Genomic DNA, 20,498 nt, shown 5'->3' on the forward strand with positions numbered 1-20,498 from the left:
CTAAGTGAAAATATCTCTATTATGCAGTGAATACCTTATGGCAAATTTATATCCGCCTAATTTCTCATTCTCCTTAATCTGACATCTCTTTAATAATAGTGCACCGTCTCTGGCAGCTACAATAATTCCTTTCCGGTCAAACGAAACAAGACTGCCTGGTTCTGAATACCCTTTCATTGATACCGGTTCGCACTCCCATATAATCATTTTCTGATTCCTGAAAATACAGAAAGCCCCCGGCCAGGGATGGGTTACTGCGCGGACAAGGTTGTAAATTTCAAGGTTACCTCGATTCCAGTCTATCTTCCCATCATCGGGCGTTCTTCCTCCAAAATATGAACCGATTGACAGATCCTGAGGTATTCTCTCATTTCTTTCCTCTTTTATCAGGCCCCATGCCCTATCAAGAACAACTACGGCTTTCTTCTCCATCTTCTTGTGAAGAGTGTATGAGGTATCTGTGAAGAGAATAGGGATCTTCTCCTGAGCAATAATGCCACCCGCATCTGGTTTATCAACCATATAGTGCAGAGTTACCCCTGTCTCCTTTTCCCCGTTTACGAGTACCCAGTTGACTGGACAACGGCCCCTGTATTTCGGCAGCAGTGAACCATGTAGATTTATTGCACCTAGCCTTGGAATGGAAAGTATTTCTCTCGAAATCATATTCCTGTAGTAAAATGAGAAAATAATGTCAGGAGCAAGTTCTTTTATAAAGGCTACCCATTCAGGATAGTTAATATTTCCCGGTGTATAACAGAGGATACCGGCGGAACTGGCGATTTCTGCCATCGAATCAAAAAACAGGTTCTCTTCAGGGTTGTCCTTGTGGGTAAAGACAGCAACTACGTTTTCATTCTTCCCTAAAAGGTATTCAAGGCACCTGCAGCCTATATTGTGATATCCCAGCACTATAATCTTAATAACAGATTTCCTCCTCATGGGAATATATCTTCTCAATCACAAACCTCGGCCGCTTTCTTACCTCGGCGTAAATTCGTCCTATATATTCTCCCAGAAGTCCAAATGCAAGAAATTGCGTACCCACAAAGAAAAAAAGCACGGCGAACAGCGTAAATACACCGCCAACTGCCCACTCAGCACCCATAATTATTCTCATTGCAAAGAGATATATTCCAAACCCAACTCCTGCCAGAGAAACTGCAAGTCCTAAGAACATGAGCATCCTCAACGGCCAGATCGAAAAACTTGTCATGAGGTCGAACTGAAGTGATATAAGACGCATTATGCTGTACTTGGAATCCCCTTGATTACGGGAATCATGCTTGACCTCAATTTCTGCCATATTCCTGGCATAGGACGTGGCAAGTACCGGAATAAAGGTTGAGATTTCCTTTGACGCGCACATCAACGTAACGATATTCTTCCGGTAAACCCTCAACATACAACCATAATCCTTCAGTTTAACACCCGTAATCTTCGCGGTAATCCTGTTTATTGTATAAGAGGCGCATTTTCTGAATAGAGAATCCTTACGTTTTACCCGAACAGTCGCGACTACTTCAAATCCTTCTTCCGCTTTGTTTACCAGTTTTGGGATCTCCTCAGGAGGATTTTGCAGGTCAGCATCCAGTGTCACTACTATCTCCCCTGAACTTCTCTCAAAACCGGCAAAAACCGCGGCATGCTGCCCGTAGTTCCTATTGAACTCAATTATCGTTATCTCAGGCGTCTCTTCCTGGCACTGCTTGAGCATTGCAAGCGATCTGTCCGTACTTCCGTCATCAATAAAGATAATTTCATACGTATGGTCCATTTCAGTCATAACTTTTTTGAGCCGGCCTGAAAGCTCACTGATATTATCTTCCTCGTTAAATATCGGAATTACCACTGATAGATACGGTGCTCTAATTTTCATTTAAGAATGTATCCTCATTTTTTGCATTTTGTTAATATATCCTTAATTGCAAAGACTACATCCTGCACATCAGTCTCTTTCATACAGGGATAAAGCGGCAGAGAAACGATACGTTCCGATATATATTCTGTTTCCGGAAGTAAACCATCAGGAATGGGATAATGTTTCCGATAAAACAACAGTTTGTGTGCCGCGAGAAAATGAAGTCCTGTCCCGATATTCTGCTTTTTCATTTCCTGCATAAATTCATCGCGCGTTATGCCTGCCTTGTCCCTGTCCACGATAACCGTATAGAGATGACACGCGTGTCTTACCGAGTATGAAACATAGCCAGGAAGTGTTAGCTCTCGAACATCTTTCAGCAGTTCGTCATAAAGCATTGTCAGCTTCTCGCGCCTTTCAATCATATTGTCCAGACGTTTCAATTGAGTCAGGCCTATCGCTGCCTGTATATCTGTCATATTATACTTCCACCCCGGGAGAAGGAGATCGTACCCTTCCTTCTCCGCACTGCCATAACGCTTCCATGCATCCTTATCTACTCCGTGGAATCGTAAGAGTCTAAGCCTTTCATAGGTATCTTTATCATGTGTTGTAATCATGCCGCCTTCCCCGGTAGTCATATTCTTAATGGGGTGGAAACTGAAAACGGCTATATTGTCACTTGATCCTATCCGATTCCCTTCGTATTCACTCCCTATCGCGTGTGCCGCGTCTTCAATAAGTGCTATGCCACGGCTTTTACAAACATTCCTCAGACCATTAAGGTCGCATGCCTGCCCGGCAAAATGGACGGGGATTACTGCCCTGGTCTGTTCGGTAATTGCAGCTTCAACCCAGGAGACATCGAGATTTACGGTATCCCGTTCCACATCAACAAATACCGGCCTCCCTCCGCACAGATGTATCATGTTCACGGTTGCCGGCCAGGTCAGAGACGCTGTAATTACTTCATCACCCGGTTTCAAATCAAGGAGCGCTATCGCCAGATGCAGACCTGCCGTGCATGAGGAAAGTGCAAGCGCATAAGGACTACCGACATATTCGGCAAAAGCCTTTTCAAATGCCTCTACCTTTGGACCAGAGGTTATCCATCCAGAAGAGAGAACATCAACAACAGCGTCAATTTCCTCCTGCCCAATATCCGGTCTCGAAAATGGTAGGAAAGTGTTTCTTTTCATTCTTTATCCTTTCTTGCCCTGATTACTCAATAATTTGAACTTTCTTCGTTTCCCAATAACCTCTGAGAATATAATGTAAGGAAAGATCTCCTTAAGACTGTTATAGTTTGACATATTATTACGTTTGTCCAGAACAAGCATAAAAACAGTGTTGTCCCTCTGCAAAGACTTGGCCTCTTCCAGATTATTTACCGGTATCAGTTTGCGGCCTGTATAGAATGGTACAACAGCCCTGGTAGTCTCTTCAGGTTGAAAGGCATAAATGGGTTTTCCGTTTACTGTCACTATTTCATCTAATTTCTTGCAAAATGGTTTAAAGCTTTTCCTCTCATTAATATATGGAACAAATATAAGTAGATACGATATATAAATCATGCTTAGTAATAGAGATAATCCACCTAAAGCAAACTTTCTGCTTTTAATAAACGAACGACACAGCATGACATAGCTAAACACAAGCACCGGTATTAATAACATAAACACGGTCGTATGAATAAACTCATACTTAAAAGCCAATCCGGATAAAACAGCAATGCTAATACCACAAATACATAGGATAGACCATTGACTCAATTCATAAATCCTGCTATCAGTCTTGCGTGTTTCCATAGCGCGAAACCACGAACCTGTAAGTATCGAAATGGCAGGAAATAGTGGCACAAGATAAATAGTTCGTTTTGTCCCTGCGAACGAGAGCATAAGCAGACCGGAAACAAACCATAAAACAAGAAAAAGCCTGTTTTTGTCTACAATACCTTTACGGTATGCATAGAAGAATACGGCAGGTGTCAAAATGCTCCACGGTGCAAACGCACGCCAAAAGACATTCACATAATAATAGAATGGTTTTACATGCCCCCCAGAATATCCAGCACCAACGCCCGGTATAATACGCTGAAGGTTATTATGAACAAGAAAAGTGCTGATATGTTCCCATGAACCCTCTTTCCAGAGAAACCAGAACCAGAGACTAATACTGGAACCAACGATAAGAAAGCCGATCCATAGCCTGGCTTTTTTAATCTCATGCCAGTCCCTTCTCCATAAAATCCAACATATGAAAAGTAAGACGGGGAATGCAGTCCCGATAAACCCTTTAGCAAAAAAAGACCCGGTAGCGAAGAGGTAACAGATTAAATAATAACCATCTTTTTTGCCGCTCTCAGCTGTTAATGCAAGGTATAACCAGTAAACGGTCCCTGTTACAAAAAACACAAGAGAGGTATCCACAAGTGATTTGTGATTAATATAAAAAAATTCAGCGCTTAAGGAAAGTACCATACAGGACCACAAGGCAGTTTGCCTGCCATACATCCTTACGGCAAGGAGATAGGTAAATACAAGAGTGCCAATTCCGAAAAAAACGGATGGTATTCTTGCCGCGCTTGCCGAATGACCTCCAAAAATTTTGTAGGAAAGAGCCACGCACCAGAAATAGAGAGGAGGTTTCTCCATAAACGGCTCACCATTCAACCGTGGGACGGCAAGCGAGGAGCCCTCATCAAAGAACTCCCGAGCTATTTCGGCAACCCGGGGCTCATCGGCAGTCCAGAGATCATGATCAAAGATCCCCACAAACGACACTGCCGTGATTACGGCTATAAACCAGTATCTTGAACAAAGTGATTTAAATTTTAATTCCTGCATAACCTTTTGTAATCCCAATGGATGAATGGAGCATAATCTAAAAAGTCAAAATGTAATCTTTCCGGTAATATACCGACTCATACATTAAGCAAAGATGAGGAAATCATTAAATATTATTCATGAATCAATTATTAAGAAATGGTAATGTTTTTCTGCAAACAAGATTAATATCACAACTGAATTTAATAAACTGCGAACCAGCAACCGTTCCATGTCGCTTGATATCCGGGTTCAGGCCAGGAAACACCGGATCTGCTTTTCGTGGATTCCTTTATAATAATAGCTACCTGTCGGTTGCCACGTTCGTTCAACCACTTTTTCAGATCAACCGTATCGATAAATCGACCGGCGCTGTCCGGATAGGATAATCCGTAACGCAGTTCACCAGCACGCATAAACAGATATACATCATCACGCTTGTAAGCGTAACAGACCGGCTGCACAGATCGTGAGTCTGCGACCAGGATGGTGTTCGTGGTTATATGATCCTGCTGTGAATGCAGGAAAGTGGACATTCCCGTTTTAACGGAATGCTCAATCGGTACAGCAAATGGAAACGCCAGCATTATAATAATCGCAGGCAGGCCGTGCATAAACGTCTTTCGCAGTCCGTTTTGCATGCGCAGGGTTATCAACAAGACCACAAAACACACTACCGCCGCACAAACGCAGTACCATAGTTTATAATCCTCTCCGGAACCATAAATCTTCCTGTGCAAATCTGGTGTAAAGACAGTAGAGAGCAGAGCTACAACCATAAGGCCCGTTAACACGTTCAATAAGAGAGAACAATATTTGAACATTCCTCCCATTCCCTTCCTGAAATATTCAGTAAGTCCAATCCCAAGAAGCACAGCCAGCGGAGGGAAACAGGGAAGGACATAGGTAATCGTCTTTCCTGACGAGATCGAAAAGAACACAAGCGGTAGAATCATCCAGCATACGCAGAAACGAATTAGCGGCTTACGGAGAAGTTCGCCGTTCCATCGAACCAGGACCACTGGAATAAACAGCAACCAGGGCAACGAACCATCAAGGAAAAACGGAATCAGAAACCAGAATGGTTTCTCATGCATGCCGGAGTCCGCCGAGAAAAAGCGTTGAACATGTTCCACCCAGAAAAAATAACGCCAGAAATCCGGTTCTCGTGAGGCAATCATAAAGCACCACGGCAGCGCTACGACTATGGCTCCCAGCAGAGGAAGCCATGGTACAGTAAAAATCACACGCCAGCGTCTCTCCCACAATAAAAACGGGACCATAATCACTGTCGGTACAATAATAACAAGAAAGCCTTTTGTCATGAATGCGGCACCGCAGAAGACCCCGCAGAGCAACAACCACCGGTTCCGCTTCTTCCCGGTATCGTTGGCGCCAGCCACAAAGAAACAACTCAGCATGGCGGTAAGAAAAAAAGTAAGCAGGTTATCCGGCACACAGAAAGTGCCCACACCGTAGACCCCAACAAAAGTCATATAGATAAAGGCAGCCAGCAGCGCAGTTCGATCACACTTGTAAAAGCGCCTGACCATCAAGAAGATTGTCAGGGCCGTCAGCCCAACAGCAAGAGCGGATGGAAAACGGATGGCAAAACCATTATCTCCGAACAGAGCCATGGATTCGGAATTCAGCCAGTATCCGAGCACAGGTTTCTCAAAATAGCGCAACCCGTTCAACCTGGGAACGATAAAATCTTTAGTATCCAGCATTTCCCGGGATATCTCTCCGTATCGCGCTTCATCAGGGACAGCCACAGGACGCACATTCATTGGAGCTATGTACAACAGAAGAAACAGAATTGATAAACCGATCACTCCTTTTTTTAATACGGTAATAGTGTGTATTTTTTTACAGGTAAAAAGCGTAATACCATCGAACCTTTTGGAGTTTGGAGACATTCTCGGACCTCGATAAAATCAGGGCAGAGAATAAATGGTTGGATGAGAGATACAGAGAGATGTGCTTTCGAACTTTCACGCTTTTTGATCAAGTCATTACATAAGGCATCTTTCTGGCTTTCCTTCTGTAGCTGAGGTTAGTCCCGATACGGTAAGCAAGGCCTCGTGGGCTACGCAGGCTTCTTCTGAGAACATTTTTCATCTCATAGGTTTTATGAAAAATCCACCAGTACCCCTCCTGCAGTTCCCTCTCCGTCATTTTTGCCGGTTTAAAGACTACCTCGCCGGTATGGTATTTTGACCAATCGTGGTCAGTAATTCTGTCATCCTTAACCATGTCATCGTACAGTTTCGTGCCGGGGAATGGCGTCAGTATATGGAACTGGGCGGCGTCAATCTTGTTTTCCATTATGAAATTATAGGTCTTTTCAAAAACATCAGGGCCATCTCCATCAAGTCCGAAAATAAAACTGCCAACGATATTAATCCCGACACCATGAATCCTTTTAATAGCCTCTCTGTAGCCATCGGGCGAATTCCACGATTTGCTGATTTTTCTTAGATTTTCGTCTGATAATGTTTCGAACCCTATAAAGGCATACCTGCCGCCGCTTTTTGCGTATAACGAAAGCAGCTCATCATCTTTAGCAAAATTCAGCGTTGTCTGGCCGCCCCATTTACGATTTAAAGGAATCAGTTCTTTAAAAAGCTTTTTGGAAAAAACGGCCCGCCCGGTGATGTTATCATCGATAAAAAAGAACTCTTTCGTGTCAAGCCCTTTGATCTCTTCTATAACCTCTTCCACTGGTCTTGTCCTGAACTCCTGTCCAAAAAAGGCGGTAACGGTACAAAACTCACAATTAAAGGGACATCCACGTGTAGCCTGAACGGAATAAAAAGATGAATACATACTGCTGTCCAGCAGATCTCTGCGGGGAATAGCCATACCAGACATCTCTATTTTTATTAACACTCTCTTCATTATGAGAAAATCGATCGATAGATAGATATATGACGGTAAGCAGATGATGTAAAAAATAGATTCAGAATATAATCTAATCAACAGATGGATAATACAAAATGAAATGGTAAAGATTTAATTACTAAATTAATAGATATGAAATTCTATTGACTTGAAACTTGAGATGAAGCGGGAAAGAGTATCATTAAGTCTCAGACTGGTTTAGTAATGACTTTGCGTGCCCTCGAAGCTTCCAGTACATAACCGGCATGACAAACAGGTTGAGTAGAATTGAACTTATCAGTCCGCCAACAATGACTATTGCCATCGGATGTTCAATCTCCTGACCGGGTAAATTGCCTCCTATGATTATCGGCAAGAGCGCTAAACCAGTCGTCAAGGTCGTCATAAGTATAGGCACCAGTCGTTCCGTTGCACCACGCACAATCAGGTTGATATCAAAAGGTTGGTTCTCCTGTACCTCCAGATTATTATAGTGGCTGATAAGCATGATGCTGTTCCTGGCGGAGATTCCCAGTACCGCGATAAATCCTATCAATGAACCAAGGGAAAGCACTCCACCACCCAGGAACGCGGCCACGACACCGCCAATTAAGGCGAATGGAAGACCCAGAAACACGAGAAGAGCAAGTCTGACAGAGCCAAAACTCACATGCAGAATCAGGAAAATACCGATAACGGACATTATTGAGAGTATGATAATGCGGTTTCTCGATGATTCCTGTGCCGCGTATTCTCCAAGGACCTCAGGATGGTAACCACTGTTGAATGGGATGTCATCCACCCTATTTCTAATATCACGCTCCACACTACCCAGATCGCGATCCCGTACATTACAGGTAACCTCCGTATAACGCGATGCCGATTCACGGGTAATCTTGTTCGGTACAGGAGCAACAAAAACATCCGCTACTTCGTTCAATGGAACGATGCCGCCTGTAGGTGTTTCAATTCTCAGAGAACGAAGAGCATCAAGACTGTTACGAACCTGAGGAGCGCCCCAAACGACTACATCGAAAATATTCTGGTCTTCATAAAACTCCCCCACTTTCACCCCATTCATCAGCAATGCAACAGCATTGCGGACCATACCACCGTTTAACCCGAAATGCACAGCAGCATCCGGTCGGTAATGTACCTCAACCTGTGGGACAAGGATCTGCGGTTTCACTTTCAAATCAGCAACGCCTCTTACATCAGAAATTGATGTTCTGACGTCTTCAGCTTTTTCGCGCAGGATTTCGAGATTCTCACCATATATACGCACGACAATTGTCGCGCTGGATCCGGTAAGCACCTCCTTGATTCTCTCTCGCAGATACGTAAGCAGGTCCCGGTACAGTCCCGGATAACCGTCTACTACTTCCTGTATTTTTGCAACGGTCGTGTCGTAGTCTACATCAGGGTCAATACTGATCCATAGTTCTGCAAAGTTCGGACCTACCACCTCATCGGCAACCTCTGATCTGCCGATGTGCGAGCCAAAATTACGCACGCCAGGAATGGCTCGAAGCTCTTTACTTACTCGGGTGGTTATGCGCTCCATCGCCTGTAGTGAAGTCCCCGGTTTTCCAACCCAGTGCATCAGGAAGTCGTGCTCCTTGAAATTCGGAAGAAATTCCTCGCCGAGGAAGGTAACTGAAACTGCTGCCAGGATGAAAGCACCTGCCAGAAAAGAGATGACACGCTTCGGCCTCATAATCAAAGGCGGCAGCATTGCCCGGTAACGTGCTTTCAGCCATCTTACGAATGAGGGCTCCCGGCGATGAGATGCCCCCGGCAAAAGGATTAGTGACAATGCGGGCGTAAGGGTAAGAGCAACCAGCAGAGACGACATGATAGCCAGTATGTAGGAGAAAGCAAGCGGGCTGAAGAATGAACCCGCCAGTCCCTCAAGGAAGAAAACAGGAATCAGCACCAGTACAACGATTACACTTCCATATACAACAGCGCTGCGTACCTCCATTGAAGCGTTCAGCACGACCTTGAATGCCGATTCAGGATTACCGGCTTCGCGGTTGAGACGGAGTCTGCGCATGATATTTTCTACATCAATAACGGCATCGTCAACCAGCTCTCCGAGCGCTATAACCAGCCCGGCAAGAACCATGGTATTAATAGTTCCCCCGCGATAGTGAAGGACCAGTGCGGCTATCACCAGTGAAGTCGGAATTGCCAGAACGCTGATCAGGGCAGTGCGCCAGTCATTGAGAAAAAAAGCCAGTACGATTATTACAAGGACACAGCCGATAAGTAGTGATCGGTTAAGATTATGGAGTGACATTTCAATAAATGTTGCCGGACGAAAAATTGTAGAATCCATTTCAATGTCCTTAATACCCGGCCTGAGAGCCTCCAGTACTTCTTCAATCTTACGCGTTACTTCAAGTGTATTCCCCCACGGCTGTTTTTCAACAATTAGTAGTAAACCCGGCCCTTCATTTATAACCGAGTCACCAATAGGTGGCGGAAAACCTTCTGTCAGCTCCGCCAGATCACCCAGCTTGATAGCAACTCCATTACGAAAAGCAACCGGCACATGTGAAAGATCTTCAGGTGATTTAAGAGACAGAACATTTGTGACTGCAAGACGCTGATTGGGCGTGTCGATAAATCCACCGCCTCCGATTGCTGTAGCATCACGAACAGACTGTACTACGTCATTTGTAGTAACTCCATGGGTATACAGATTGTCAGGGTCTATGAGTACCTGAATCTGACGGTCTCGCTGTCCCCAGATGGCAACATTCGCCACGCCCGGAATGGCCATAAGCCGAGGCCTGATCGTCCATTTCGCGACTGTTGTCATTTCCTTCTGTGACAGTTTTTGAGAGGAAAGACCTATCTTGAGGACTCTGCTGGTGGACGATAGTGGAGAAAGGATGACCGGAGCTTTTACCACAGAGGGCAATCTTTCTGCAAGCTGAACCAGCCGCTCCTGAACGAGCTGCCGGGCCTGCATGACATCGGTACCCTCTTTAAAATAAAGTACTACCGAGGAGAGACCAAGCACAGATTTTGAACGAACTTTTTTCAACCATGAGACACCGTTAACAGCGCTCTCAACAGGTATGGTAATCAGGGTCTCAACCTCTGACGTTGAAAGTCCGGGGCCTTCTGTCTGTATCTCTACAAGGGGAGGTGCAAATTCAGGAAATACGTCAAAGGAGCTTCGTTTGCTCACCGTATGTGAACCGGCAATCAACAACACCATGGTCACTACAACAATGGAAACACGCAGACGCAGAGATGTAGACACCAGCCACCTTATCATTTACCACCCCCAAATTCTGTTCCGAATAGCTCTGTAACTGCTGTAATGACAATCTCATCATCTTTATTAACACCACGTGTTACGACTGCATAACCATCAATAACACCGGATACTTCAACCCGTTGCCTTGAGTATGTATACCTGGCAGTTTTCAAATAAACCCAGCTCCCTCCATGTATGTCGTACATTATTGCGGACCAGGGGACAGCAATTCTATTGCCGGAACCCAGTTTCGTCAGTGAAACACTCACCTTCTGTCCCGTGCGAAAGAGACCATCCGGATTCGATATCTCAAAGAAAAGATCTGACGATACGCTGTTAGGATCACTGAGTAACGGACCATTTACGGGCTTTGCATTATAAACATTTTTATTACGTACGTTCCCAAGAGGTTGAATAATCGCATCCTTTTCCTGATCTACCGTTACCATATCACCAACATAAACAGGTACACGTACCCAGACAGGGTCCTGGCTGACAACCTCAAACAGGAGAGTTGACGCAGAAACGGCTTGTCCCGGTGCAACATGAATACGCTGTATCACACCGTCAACAGGTGACTTCAAAACAAAAGTGGAAAGCCCTTCCGTAGCTGATTCCATCCCTGTACCGTCCAGGAGATGCAGCCGTGCCTCAGCCGCCTTGAGGGACGCCCTTGCGGCAGCCAGTCCGGCCTGTGCCTCCAGATAAATCTTCCTGCTGGTTGCCTTATCCTGCAAAAGAAGTTTTGCACGATCTGCCTGAGCTTGTGCAACCTCTAATTGTACCTTTTTTACTTCGACCGCTTCACGAACACCCGCGATATCTTTCTCCGGTGTGAGCAATAACAGGTTCAGGATAGCCTGACCTTTTTTGACCTGAGTTCCTGCCGGTAGCAACTCATCACTGTTTATACCGTAAACAGTTCCCGCCATTGGCGCGGCAATCCTGGCTTGATGACCGGGAAGTGACATTATTTCTCCACCGAGTCTTAACGTGTTCCGTATAATTTGGTAATCCGCGACAGTGGTTTCTACTCCCAGACGTTGTTCTGCCGTCGGAGAAAGAATAACAGTTGTAAGCTCTGACTCTTTGACACCATTATTCACCTTTGCCGGTTTATCTGATTTCCCTTCAGAAAGGTTATTCTTACTGAAAACACAAATAAGTATAAGAGAGAACAACAAAATAAATTTACCGGTATACGTTTGAATATATTTTGAACTTCCGTGCACATTAATCTCCTTTGTTTGTAAAGTAATGACATCTGTCAGTCCCGCAGTCTTAAGTTGCAGATTCCCATTTTCATGGGAATGACAATTTTGCTAAAATCTAATGCATAAATTGTAGGGTTCATTTCCCCGCTTGAATGACGAGTCGGGCAGGCCAAAAAAGCCTCAAAAAGGGGCTGTATGGGAAACAGCCCCTACCGTTTCTGTTTTCAACATTTTCTGTTTAAATCCTACACTATGTCTGAGTTGTGCTGAAGCCCTGCGCAGTTCTGCTGTTGATTCTGCCTCTCTCAAGCGTGAATCCAGGAGCTGACGTTTAAATCCAAGATAATCCTGATAGGTAATTTCACCAACAGAGTATCTTTTCTCTGCTATCTCTACAGCAGTAATGGAAGATGACAATAAACCGGAACGCAGAATTTTTAATGCATTCTGTGCCGAAAGATAATTTATATACGCTTCACGCACCTTTAGGGCTATTTCCTGCTTTACCGCCACATACTGTTTTGCTGCCTTTTCCAATTGTGCTTTAGAGCGTGAAACCTTTCCATTATTCCTGTTAAAAATTGGCAGTTCAAACCATGCCCCCGGCCCAAATTCCGAGCCGCTCCTGCCTCTTTCATTAAAATCCATAATGGCAGTAAAATTGAAGATTTTTGATCGTTCCCATCCCAGACGTTTGCCTGCTTCCTCAATAGCAATCTCTGCAGCACGTAAATCAGGACGTGCTGCATATGCTGAGGTGATAAGCTGTTCAAGGTTTATATCCCATTCGCTATCTATCTGTATTGGTTCCAGCTTGATTGTCTTTTCCTCCTGCTCCAGTCCAAGAAGTGTTCTCAGTTTTGCATCTAAAAGTTCAGCATCACGAATAGTATTAACTAAATCTCTCTCTTTGCGAGCCGCTTCAAGTTCAAATACTGACTCGTCCAGTCCACTTATATCACCGGCACGCAGACGAGCCTGTGCAATAGTAAGGATTTCCCCATTAAGTACCGTCTCTTTTTTTGCAATATTCACCCGCTCCTGTGAGAATATTAGATTTGTATAGGTTAACATGACGTCACGAACGAGGTTAAGACCATTCTGGACCAGGTTTTCAGCTACGCGTTCAGCGCTCAACCTGGCTGCAGATACACGACACGGTCTCTGCCATAGTGACTCTATCGGCATAAATATAGTGGTTTCCATCTGTTTTGGCCCTGCCGGGAAAAACATTGAAAATACCGGATTACTGATCATACCCGCCTCTATCAGATCTGCCCGTGAGAAACCAAGATCGGTAAGATCAGACTGAAATTTTGCATTATTCCATAAGGCAATGGCAACCGCTTCATCCTCTGTCAAGCCGTCTATAAGCGAAATATTATCCGGTAGCCTTACATCTTCCGCTTTTTCGTCTGATGCAAGATTATGCCCGGTACGTCTGCTGATAGAATCAGATACGTATGCACGATCATGTGTTAAATGCGCGAAACAGCCAACTGATATCAGAACAACCGGAAAAAGGAAAAAATAGTAAAGGGTTTTCAGACACATGGTTTATCAATGATAAGAAGTTTTAATATTTTCATAATTTATAACGTTTATATATTAATATACATTAAGGCATGATGAAGGGAAGATGAAGAAATGTTAATGTTGCAGGTTTATTGGTATACGGTAACCGTGTTGTAATCACGACATCAGACATCCTTCGACTCCCCGTCCGATCCGGCACGGGCGGGCGCTCAGAAGATGACGTCACTTAGAACGGTTTCCTGCAGGTTCAATCATGCTGATTGAACCTAAACGTTTCGGTTCAGGCTACAACCCTGAACCAGCCAGAGAACATTTGGATCAGGCATCCAAACGAATGCACACTGTTATGAGATGATTTGACTATCAAATCCGATTGGACATCCTACTGCTTTTGTAAGGTTCCTTGAAAATTTAGATACATTTTCAGAAAGGATGTTTAGTTTGTCGTTTGGATAATTGTTGTGAGTGTAAAGTATAATAGATGAATGGAATTTTGACTCCCCTTCAATTGTTGAATTTTCTATTGCATCACACTGAAGAGAAATATAATTGAAGGAATCTCCGGTCAAATTTTCATTTATTTTTTTGAACTGAGACCAAAGGTTAATTTCTGCATTATAATACAATACAAATAGAGCAATTGAGGTATTGTCTTCTTTTACTTTTCGGATTATTTTGTCCAATATTTTTTTGTTTATATTTTCAAGATCATAAAATGGATCAATTAATATCAGTGCATGTTTGCTTCTATCGATGCTGCCTTGAAGGATAGACAACCCGTCTTCCAGATTAAACCCTCTCAATCTGATCAGATTTAACCCGCTAGCTTCAAGATCCTGCCTGGCAGCACTATCGCTGTCTGACGAGAAAACTGTGATTTTATTTTCATATTGCTTACTGATTTGAGATACGATATGCCCACTACCAAGATATTTTTCCGAATGTATTGATTGAACCTCTTTCAATGGACATGCCTCAAGAGTCTTTATCCTTTTAGAAACAGCATCATGAACCGGTTCCTGCCAGGGACGCCCACCAAAAGGGTCATAATAGGTAAGACTATGGGGAATTTCTCTGCAATGCCAGTCCGTAAATTCAGCTAAAAGGCCATGTTTTATTAAGTCACCTCCATTGCCCATAGTATAAGGAAGCGGATGGGCTATTAACTCAAATTTTTCCATTATCTTGTTGATAAAAAATAGTGTATTCAGGAATTTATAAGATTTTTGGGAAGTATAACGTCAAAGGTGCTTCCCACACCAATGTCACTTCTTACCTCTATTCTCCCTTTATGAAATTCAACAATATTTTTGCTGATACTAAGACCGAGACCGGAACCTCCCGTCTCTCCTGACCGTGAAGTGTCTACACGGAAACAACGGTCAAAAATCTTTCTGAGACTCTCTTCAGTAATACCGACTCCCGTATCCGTTATGCTGACAATAACATCATCGTTCCTATCTTCCAGAGAAATGTACACGCGACCACCGGGTGAAGTGTATTTGATGGCGTTGTCCAGCAGATTCGCAAACACACGCCGCAACATAATCTTATCTCCGTTGATTTCCACTTCCGGAAATTCCTTATTTGATAATACTATATTCTTTGTATCTGATACCGGACTGAATTTCCTTTGAATTTCCTTCAACGTATTGCCCAGGTTGAATGATTTCAGATGTAAGATATTTGAACCTGAATCTGATCTTGAGAGTTCCATTAAATCACTGATTGTCCTGGTTATTCTTTCTAATGACACTAAACTGTGATAGAGTAATTTACGATACTCTGCTGCTGTCCTATCCTTTGACAGCATGACTTCAATTCCTGTTTTAAGAGAAGCAACAGGTGTCCTGAGTTCGTGAGAAACATCCGCTGTAAACTGAGCAATCTTTGTGAAAGACTCCTCAATCCTGTCCAGCATGATATTTATGGTATGTGCCAGTTCATCCACTTCATCTCCCGTATGAGAAGAAAAAATTCTCCTTTTCATGTCTGATCCGGTTATCTGCCGTGCGGTTTCAGTCATTTTTGTTATCGGAGACAAATTCTTCCTGGAAATCAACCAACCTCCGATAATACTCAATATAATGAGTATCGGCGCTGACATTAGAAAATTTTCTTCCATGTTTTCTACTGATTTATATGAGAGTCTCATATAAATACCCACCTGAAGAATATACTTACAGGAATTACCAATCACTACAGGTCTTGTTATTAAGCGGTAGGGAGATCTTAAACCTTCAACCCATATCTTTTCTAACGTCTGTTCTCCTTGTACCATTTTTCCCATTTTATCAGCAGAAATCTCTAAATCCGGAAAAAAGAAATTCTCTGAGCCGATAAAAGAACTCTGTTCTATATCATACAATCTTATTGATGTCCTAAGATACCTCTTACTAGAGGACTTTATCTCTATTAGTTTTAATAAATCATTCGTAGTGTAACTGTTATTTTTAATACTTTGAACGATAAATTCGCTTTCATCAAATAATATGCGATCGGTTTCCTTATTAAGCGTATGTGTTAATCTATAATACAAAAAAGAGCCTAAAACAAGCAGCATTAATAGAACCGACACTGAATACCATAAAGCGATCCTGACGCCGATTGTATTGAATAATCTAATCCGGCTCTTCGATGACATATCCAGCTCCCCTTTGTGTGTGTATGAGATTTATATCAAAGTGCTTATCAATCTTACTTCTCAGCTTGGCGATATGAACGTCCACGACATTACTGAAACTCTCAAAATTTGAATCCCATACATGTTCTGAAATCATCGTCCGGGTAACTACCTGTCCCGCATGCTGCATCAAATATTCCAGGAGGGAAAATTCAATAGGTGACATCTCTATCTTTTTCTTTCCCCTGAATACCTTTCTGGTAAGCGGGTCAAGGGTCAGATCACCCACTGTTAATTCTGACGATGTCTTGTGGCTACCTCTTCGCAGACAGACACGAACACGGGCCAGCAGTTCATGAAAGGAGAAAGGCTTGACGATGTAGTCATCAGCCCCAATATTTAACCCTTCAACCCTGTCTGCTATTGAATCTTTTGCTGTAAGGAAGATCACCGGCGTAATGATCCCGGCGCTTCGAACCTCTTTAAGTATTGTTTTTCCATCATGCTCCGGCAACATAATGTCCAGTATCAAAAGATCATAGACCTCATGTGTCGCCAGATGCAGACCATCCGTACCATTAAGAGCAATGTCCACTACATAAGAGCTCTCTTCCAGCCCCTTTTTCAGGTATCTGGCCATCTTCTCTTCATCTTCAACAATCAGGATTCTCATATTTAAATTATTGTAATTGTGACAAAAGATTATCCTTCGACTCCTCGTCCGATCCGGCACGGGAGGGCATTCAGGATGACGTCCCACTCCACCTAACAGGTGAGCAAAGTCGAAGTATTATCAATATCCAAAACCATCATACTATTTATACATTACAAAACAAACATTAAGACAAGATGAATGAGAGATTAAAAAATGTTAATGAAGCGGTTTTGTAGTTGTTTTGTTTTGTTCATTTCTCTGATACCCTAAAATATCGATACATGTCTGCACCACTTTCTCCGGTGTTATCATGGTCATACAGCGGCGATCCGTGGGACACGTCTTGAGCTGACATGGTGAACAATCGATATCTTCTCTTATCACCTTACCTGTCTCATATTCTGAATCAGTATACATGGGATTATTAGGGCCCATCAGTACGACAACAGGCCGGTTCAAGGCTACCGCGTAATGCCTTGGCCCCGAGTCCAGCGCTATCAAGAGCATGCATCGTTTAACGATTACCTTAAACAGATCAAGAGAGATTGATGCACGCGAAAGGTTGATCAGACCCTTCCTGGAATATTTTTCAATCTCATCAGCAAGTCCGGTTTCACCCGGACCGCAAGTCAGGACGATATTGCAGTCAACAACTTCCTTTAACAAATCTGCTGTCCTTGCAAATCCCTCAGCCGTCCAGAGTTTTGAGGAGCCGTAAGATGCTCCAGGGTTCATCAGGATGAACGGCTTCTTATCAATTTTGTATTCTTTTAATAACTCTCCTGCTTTCGTTTCACATTCTCCGGAAATAAGCAGTTCCGGTTTTCCGGACTCCACCTTGCATCCAAGTTGAGAACACAGCTTTAAATAGTAATCACCCATATATGTTGGCAGAAATTTTCCATTCTCACTCAGTCTCTCTATACCGTCAGTCAACAGGAAGGAACGAGAGTCTCTTTTATAACCAACGCGCCTCTTTACCCCCCCTAACCAAACCATCAGAGCTGAACTGAATGAATTAGGAAATAAAAAACCCAAATCGAATTGTTCCGTCCTGATTTTTTTGATCAATCCCAGATATGCTTTCGCATTGCCGCTTTTACTCTTTCCCGCCTTGGGTTCCAGTTCAATAACTTCATCAAACCAGGAAGAGCCGTCAATTATGCCCCGTAAATTTTTTTTGATCAGTAACGTTATTTGCGAATCAGCAAAATTTTCCCGGATACACCTGAAGGCGGGAGTTGCCATCACAACGTCACCAACCCAATTTGGAGCCCTTACCAGTATCTTCTTTGCCTTAATTATCTGTTCCATTTTGAATTAATTCCTGAAATATCTTCAGCATCCTCGGTGCGTTTGCCTTGAGTGAATAATGCTCAATAACTCTCTCTCTTCCTGCCATTCCCATTTTCTCTCGAAGCTCATTGTCATTTATAAGGATTTCAAGTTTTTCTATCCACTCATCCTTTGTGTTTGCCCAGAAACCGTGCACTCCGTCCTCAACGATTTCCCTGTTGATCCCTGCAGGACTGCAGACTACCGGAACACCCACAGCAAGGCACTGTAATATTTTCAGCCCACATTTACCATGTGACCATGGATCGTCCATGAGCGGCATCAGACCAATATCAAAACTTTGAATGTCTGCGACCTCATCTTTCTCTGTCCATTGTTTTTTCTCCACAACGATATTCTCACAATCGAAAAACGTATCACAGACAATCTTCAATCTTAATTTCTCATTCCTTTTGCCGAGAGTTCCAAATATAGGTTTCATCTTCTTCAGATAATGGATGCTTCCGTGGGCGCCAATCCAACCCAGAGTAACGTCATCATTTTTCTCAGGATATCTCTTTTGCGGATAAAAAGAGATGTCTATGGGAGACGGTATAATGGTAACATTGCGTGTATAGGAAGTTGTATTCTCCTGTAAAAATCCATTTCCTGCTATAACGTGATCTGAAGCGTTAACCATATTCTTGAACATTTTGACACGCGTTTTTGATGTATGATTGATATACTTAGAATTTCGGTGCATTACAGAATCATCAAAATCGTAAACAATTTTTCTCGCGTTTTTCCTGATAAGCTTAAGCCAGAAAACGGAAAATCTCTTTCGCTGTATAAACAGAATATCGTATTGGTCTACACTCTTGAATACTTTCAGTTTGGCAAAGAATCCTTTCGGAAAACGCTGCACAGTTGCCTCTACTCCATTATCCCTGAGATATGTCATATATTGGAGCACCCTGTACCTGCTTGCCGCCACATCAAGACCTTGAACTAAGAACAGTATCTTCATAAACTTACCCCCTCACCCGTCCCTCTCCCCCTGTGGAGAGGGTTATAATGAGAGAACAACATTTCCTTCTCTTGTTACCCACCAGTATGAAATCACCCTCCCGGATAGACTGTTCGGGCAAGCTTCGCAATAAAATCAAAAATTACCCCTAAAATGTTTGGTTTTCCAATTTATTTCGAGAAGCTACTTCGTTAAATATTTTGATAATTTCATCACAGTTTTTCTCTGCAGGATACTTTTCAGCTTTTTCCCGCGCAGAAATGGAAGCCTTTTGTCGAAATTCATCATCAAAAAACAGGCTTATCTTCTCAGCCAGTTCCCTGTGGTCCTCCGGTCTCTTCATAACAAAGCCTTCCCTGCCATCTTCCATTACACCGCTTGCGCCATCATATTTTGTCGTAATCACCGGCAGTCCGCTTGCAAGGGACTCAGTTACCACCAGAGAACATGAATCAAAAAATGTAGGATGTACATAAAGATCTGACGCCGCGTAATATTTCTCTATCCCACCTACATGCCCTAAGAACATCAGGTTCTCCTGACAATCCAGTTTTTTTGCCAGTTTACGGTATGGAGTATCATTACCTCTTCCTATTATTAAGGCTTTAAAGTCCTTTCCGGATTTTTTAAGCTCTCCCAGTGACATTATCAACGTCGAGAGCCCCTTCAGCCTGAAGTTATTACTGATATACAAAATAATAAATTCTTCACCAAGAGAAAGTTTTGATCTTATAACAGCTCGGTATTCCTTTTTATTGTCCGGATTGAACCTCCGGAGGTCTACACCATTATAGACTACATCTATTTTGTGAGGATCTATATCATGATACCTGATAATATCATTCTTTATCATATCTGATATTGCGATGATCCTGGAGACACCTTTACCCGTATACTGTTTTCTATCCAGCCACAAAATATAATTTTGTCTGAAGCTGAAAAATGTTATTATACGTTTCAGCAGTCTTAAATAAGGACATCTTACTGACAACAAATCCTGTTTCAGCCATGCTTTTTCAACGCCACAGTGTGGATTGAAAACATTCATTCCCAGCGCTCTGCCTACAACGTGTACAATATCAAAATCATATTTAGCCATCTCCCTCCGACCGTTTACAACAAATGAAACATCTTTAAGGAATTTAGGATACCTTATTGATGGGATTGTGTGATAGTGTATCTTCTTATTATTGCTTTCCCATTTACTGGCAAAAACATGTACTTCATGACCCCTCTCTACAAGCTGGTTTGCAAAATTGGCAAGATATCCTTCTCCACCTCCTTTTGTTGGCAAATACTTATAGATATTTAAGGCAATTTTCATT

General features: G+C 43.0%; 15 protein-coding genes. All 15 read right to left on the reverse strand.

The features are described 5' to 3' along the window. Positions 1–942 (reverse strand): formyltransferase, encoded by a 942-nt coding sequence (locus SCALIN_RS22625; protein WP_203415379.1) that lies wholly within the window; start codon positions 940–942, stop codon positions 1–3. After that, positions 920–1,879: a glycosyltransferase gene (locus tag SCALIN_RS06265; protein WP_203415380.1), complete on the reverse strand. Its 960-nt coding sequence runs from the start codon at positions 1,877–1,879 to the stop codon at positions 920–922. The genes SCALIN_RS22625 and SCALIN_RS06265 overlap by 23 nt, the downstream gene beginning before the upstream one ends. A gap of 14 nt (positions 1,880–1,893) precedes the next feature. Further along, positions 1,894–3,060: a DegT/DnrJ/EryC1/StrS family aminotransferase gene (locus tag SCALIN_RS06270; RefSeq protein ID WP_096893551.1), complete on the reverse strand. Its 1,167-nt coding sequence runs from the start codon at positions 3,058–3,060 to the stop codon at positions 1,894–1,896. Positions 3,061–3,063: 3 nt separating this feature from the next. Further along, a complete protein-coding gene (locus tag SCALIN_RS06275) occupies positions 3,064–4,707 on the reverse strand; it encodes an ArnT family glycosyltransferase (RefSeq protein ID WP_096893552.1) in 1,644 nt (547 codons plus the stop codon). 182 nt (positions 4,708–4,889) lie between these two features. Beyond that, complete coding sequence (locus tag SCALIN_RS06280) at positions 4,890–6,605, reverse strand: phospholipid carrier-dependent glycosyltransferase (protein ID WP_096893553.1); 1,716 nt, start codon at positions 6,603–6,605, stop codon at positions 4,890–4,892. An 88-nt stretch (positions 6,606–6,693) separates the two neighbouring features. Then, the gene (locus SCALIN_RS06285) at positions 6,694–7,587 is read right to left on the reverse strand and encodes a B12-binding domain-containing radical SAM protein (RefSeq protein ID WP_096893554.1); all 894 of its coding nucleotides are present in this window, start codon (positions 7,585–7,587) and stop codon (positions 6,694–6,696) included. Positions 7,588–7,771: 184 nt separating this feature from the next. Continuing rightward, complete coding sequence (locus SCALIN_RS06290; RefSeq protein ID WP_203415381.1) at positions 7,772–10,861, reverse strand: efflux RND transporter permease subunit; 3,090 nt, start codon at positions 10,859–10,861, stop codon at positions 7,772–7,774. After that, complete coding sequence (locus tag SCALIN_RS06295; RefSeq protein WP_096893555.1) at positions 10,858–12,075, reverse strand: efflux RND transporter periplasmic adaptor subunit; 1,218 nt, start codon at positions 12,073–12,075, stop codon at positions 10,858–10,860. The genes SCALIN_RS06290 and SCALIN_RS06295 overlap by 4 nt, the downstream gene beginning before the upstream one ends. Before the next feature lie 162 nt (positions 12,076–12,237). Continuing rightward, positions 12,238–13,611, reverse strand: coding sequence for a TolC family protein (locus SCALIN_RS06300; protein WP_096893556.1), 1,374 nt, complete (start codon positions 13,609–13,611; stop codon positions 12,238–12,240). Positions 13,612–13,937: 326 nt separating this feature from the next. After that, positions 13,938–14,774, reverse strand: coding sequence for a hypothetical protein (locus SCALIN_RS06305; protein ID WP_096893557.1), 837 nt, complete (start codon positions 14,772–14,774; stop codon positions 13,938–13,940). A 26-nt stretch (positions 14,775–14,800) separates the two neighbouring features. Then, positions 14,801–16,237, reverse strand: a complete 1,437-nt coding sequence (locus tag SCALIN_RS06310) for a heavy metal sensor histidine kinase (RefSeq protein WP_096893558.1) — start codon at positions 16,235–16,237, stop codon at positions 14,801–14,803. Then, positions 16,215–16,889 (reverse strand): heavy metal response regulator transcription factor, encoded by a 675-nt coding sequence (locus SCALIN_RS06315; RefSeq protein WP_096893559.1) that lies wholly within the window; start codon positions 16,887–16,889, stop codon positions 16,215–16,217. Before SCALIN_RS06315 ends, SCALIN_RS06310 begins: the two co-directional genes overlap by 23 nt. A gap of 198 nt (positions 16,890–17,087) precedes the next feature. Beyond that, positions 17,088–18,185, reverse strand: a complete 1,098-nt coding sequence (gene waaF / locus SCALIN_RS06320) for a lipopolysaccharide heptosyltransferase II (RefSeq protein ID WP_096893560.1) — start codon at positions 18,183–18,185, stop codon at positions 17,088–17,090. After that, on the reverse strand, positions 18,169–19,173 hold the full coding sequence (locus SCALIN_RS06325) for a glycosyltransferase family 4 protein (RefSeq protein ID WP_096893561.1): 1,005 nt from the start codon (positions 19,171–19,173) through the stop codon (positions 18,169–18,171). The genes waaF and SCALIN_RS06325 overlap by 17 nt, the downstream gene beginning before the upstream one ends. 148 nt (positions 19,174–19,321) lie before the next feature. After that, positions 19,322–20,497, reverse strand: coding sequence for a glycosyltransferase family 4 protein (locus SCALIN_RS06330; RefSeq protein WP_096893562.1), 1,176 nt, complete (start codon positions 20,495–20,497; stop codon positions 19,322–19,324). Between the last annotated feature and the right edge of the window lies 1 nt (position 20,498).

Origin of the sequence: Candidatus Scalindua japonica (assembly GCF_002443295.1) — a bacterium.
In the GTDB taxonomy this organism is placed as follows: Bacteria; Planctomycetota; Brocadiia; order Brocadiales; family Scalinduaceae; genus Scalindua; species Scalindua japonica.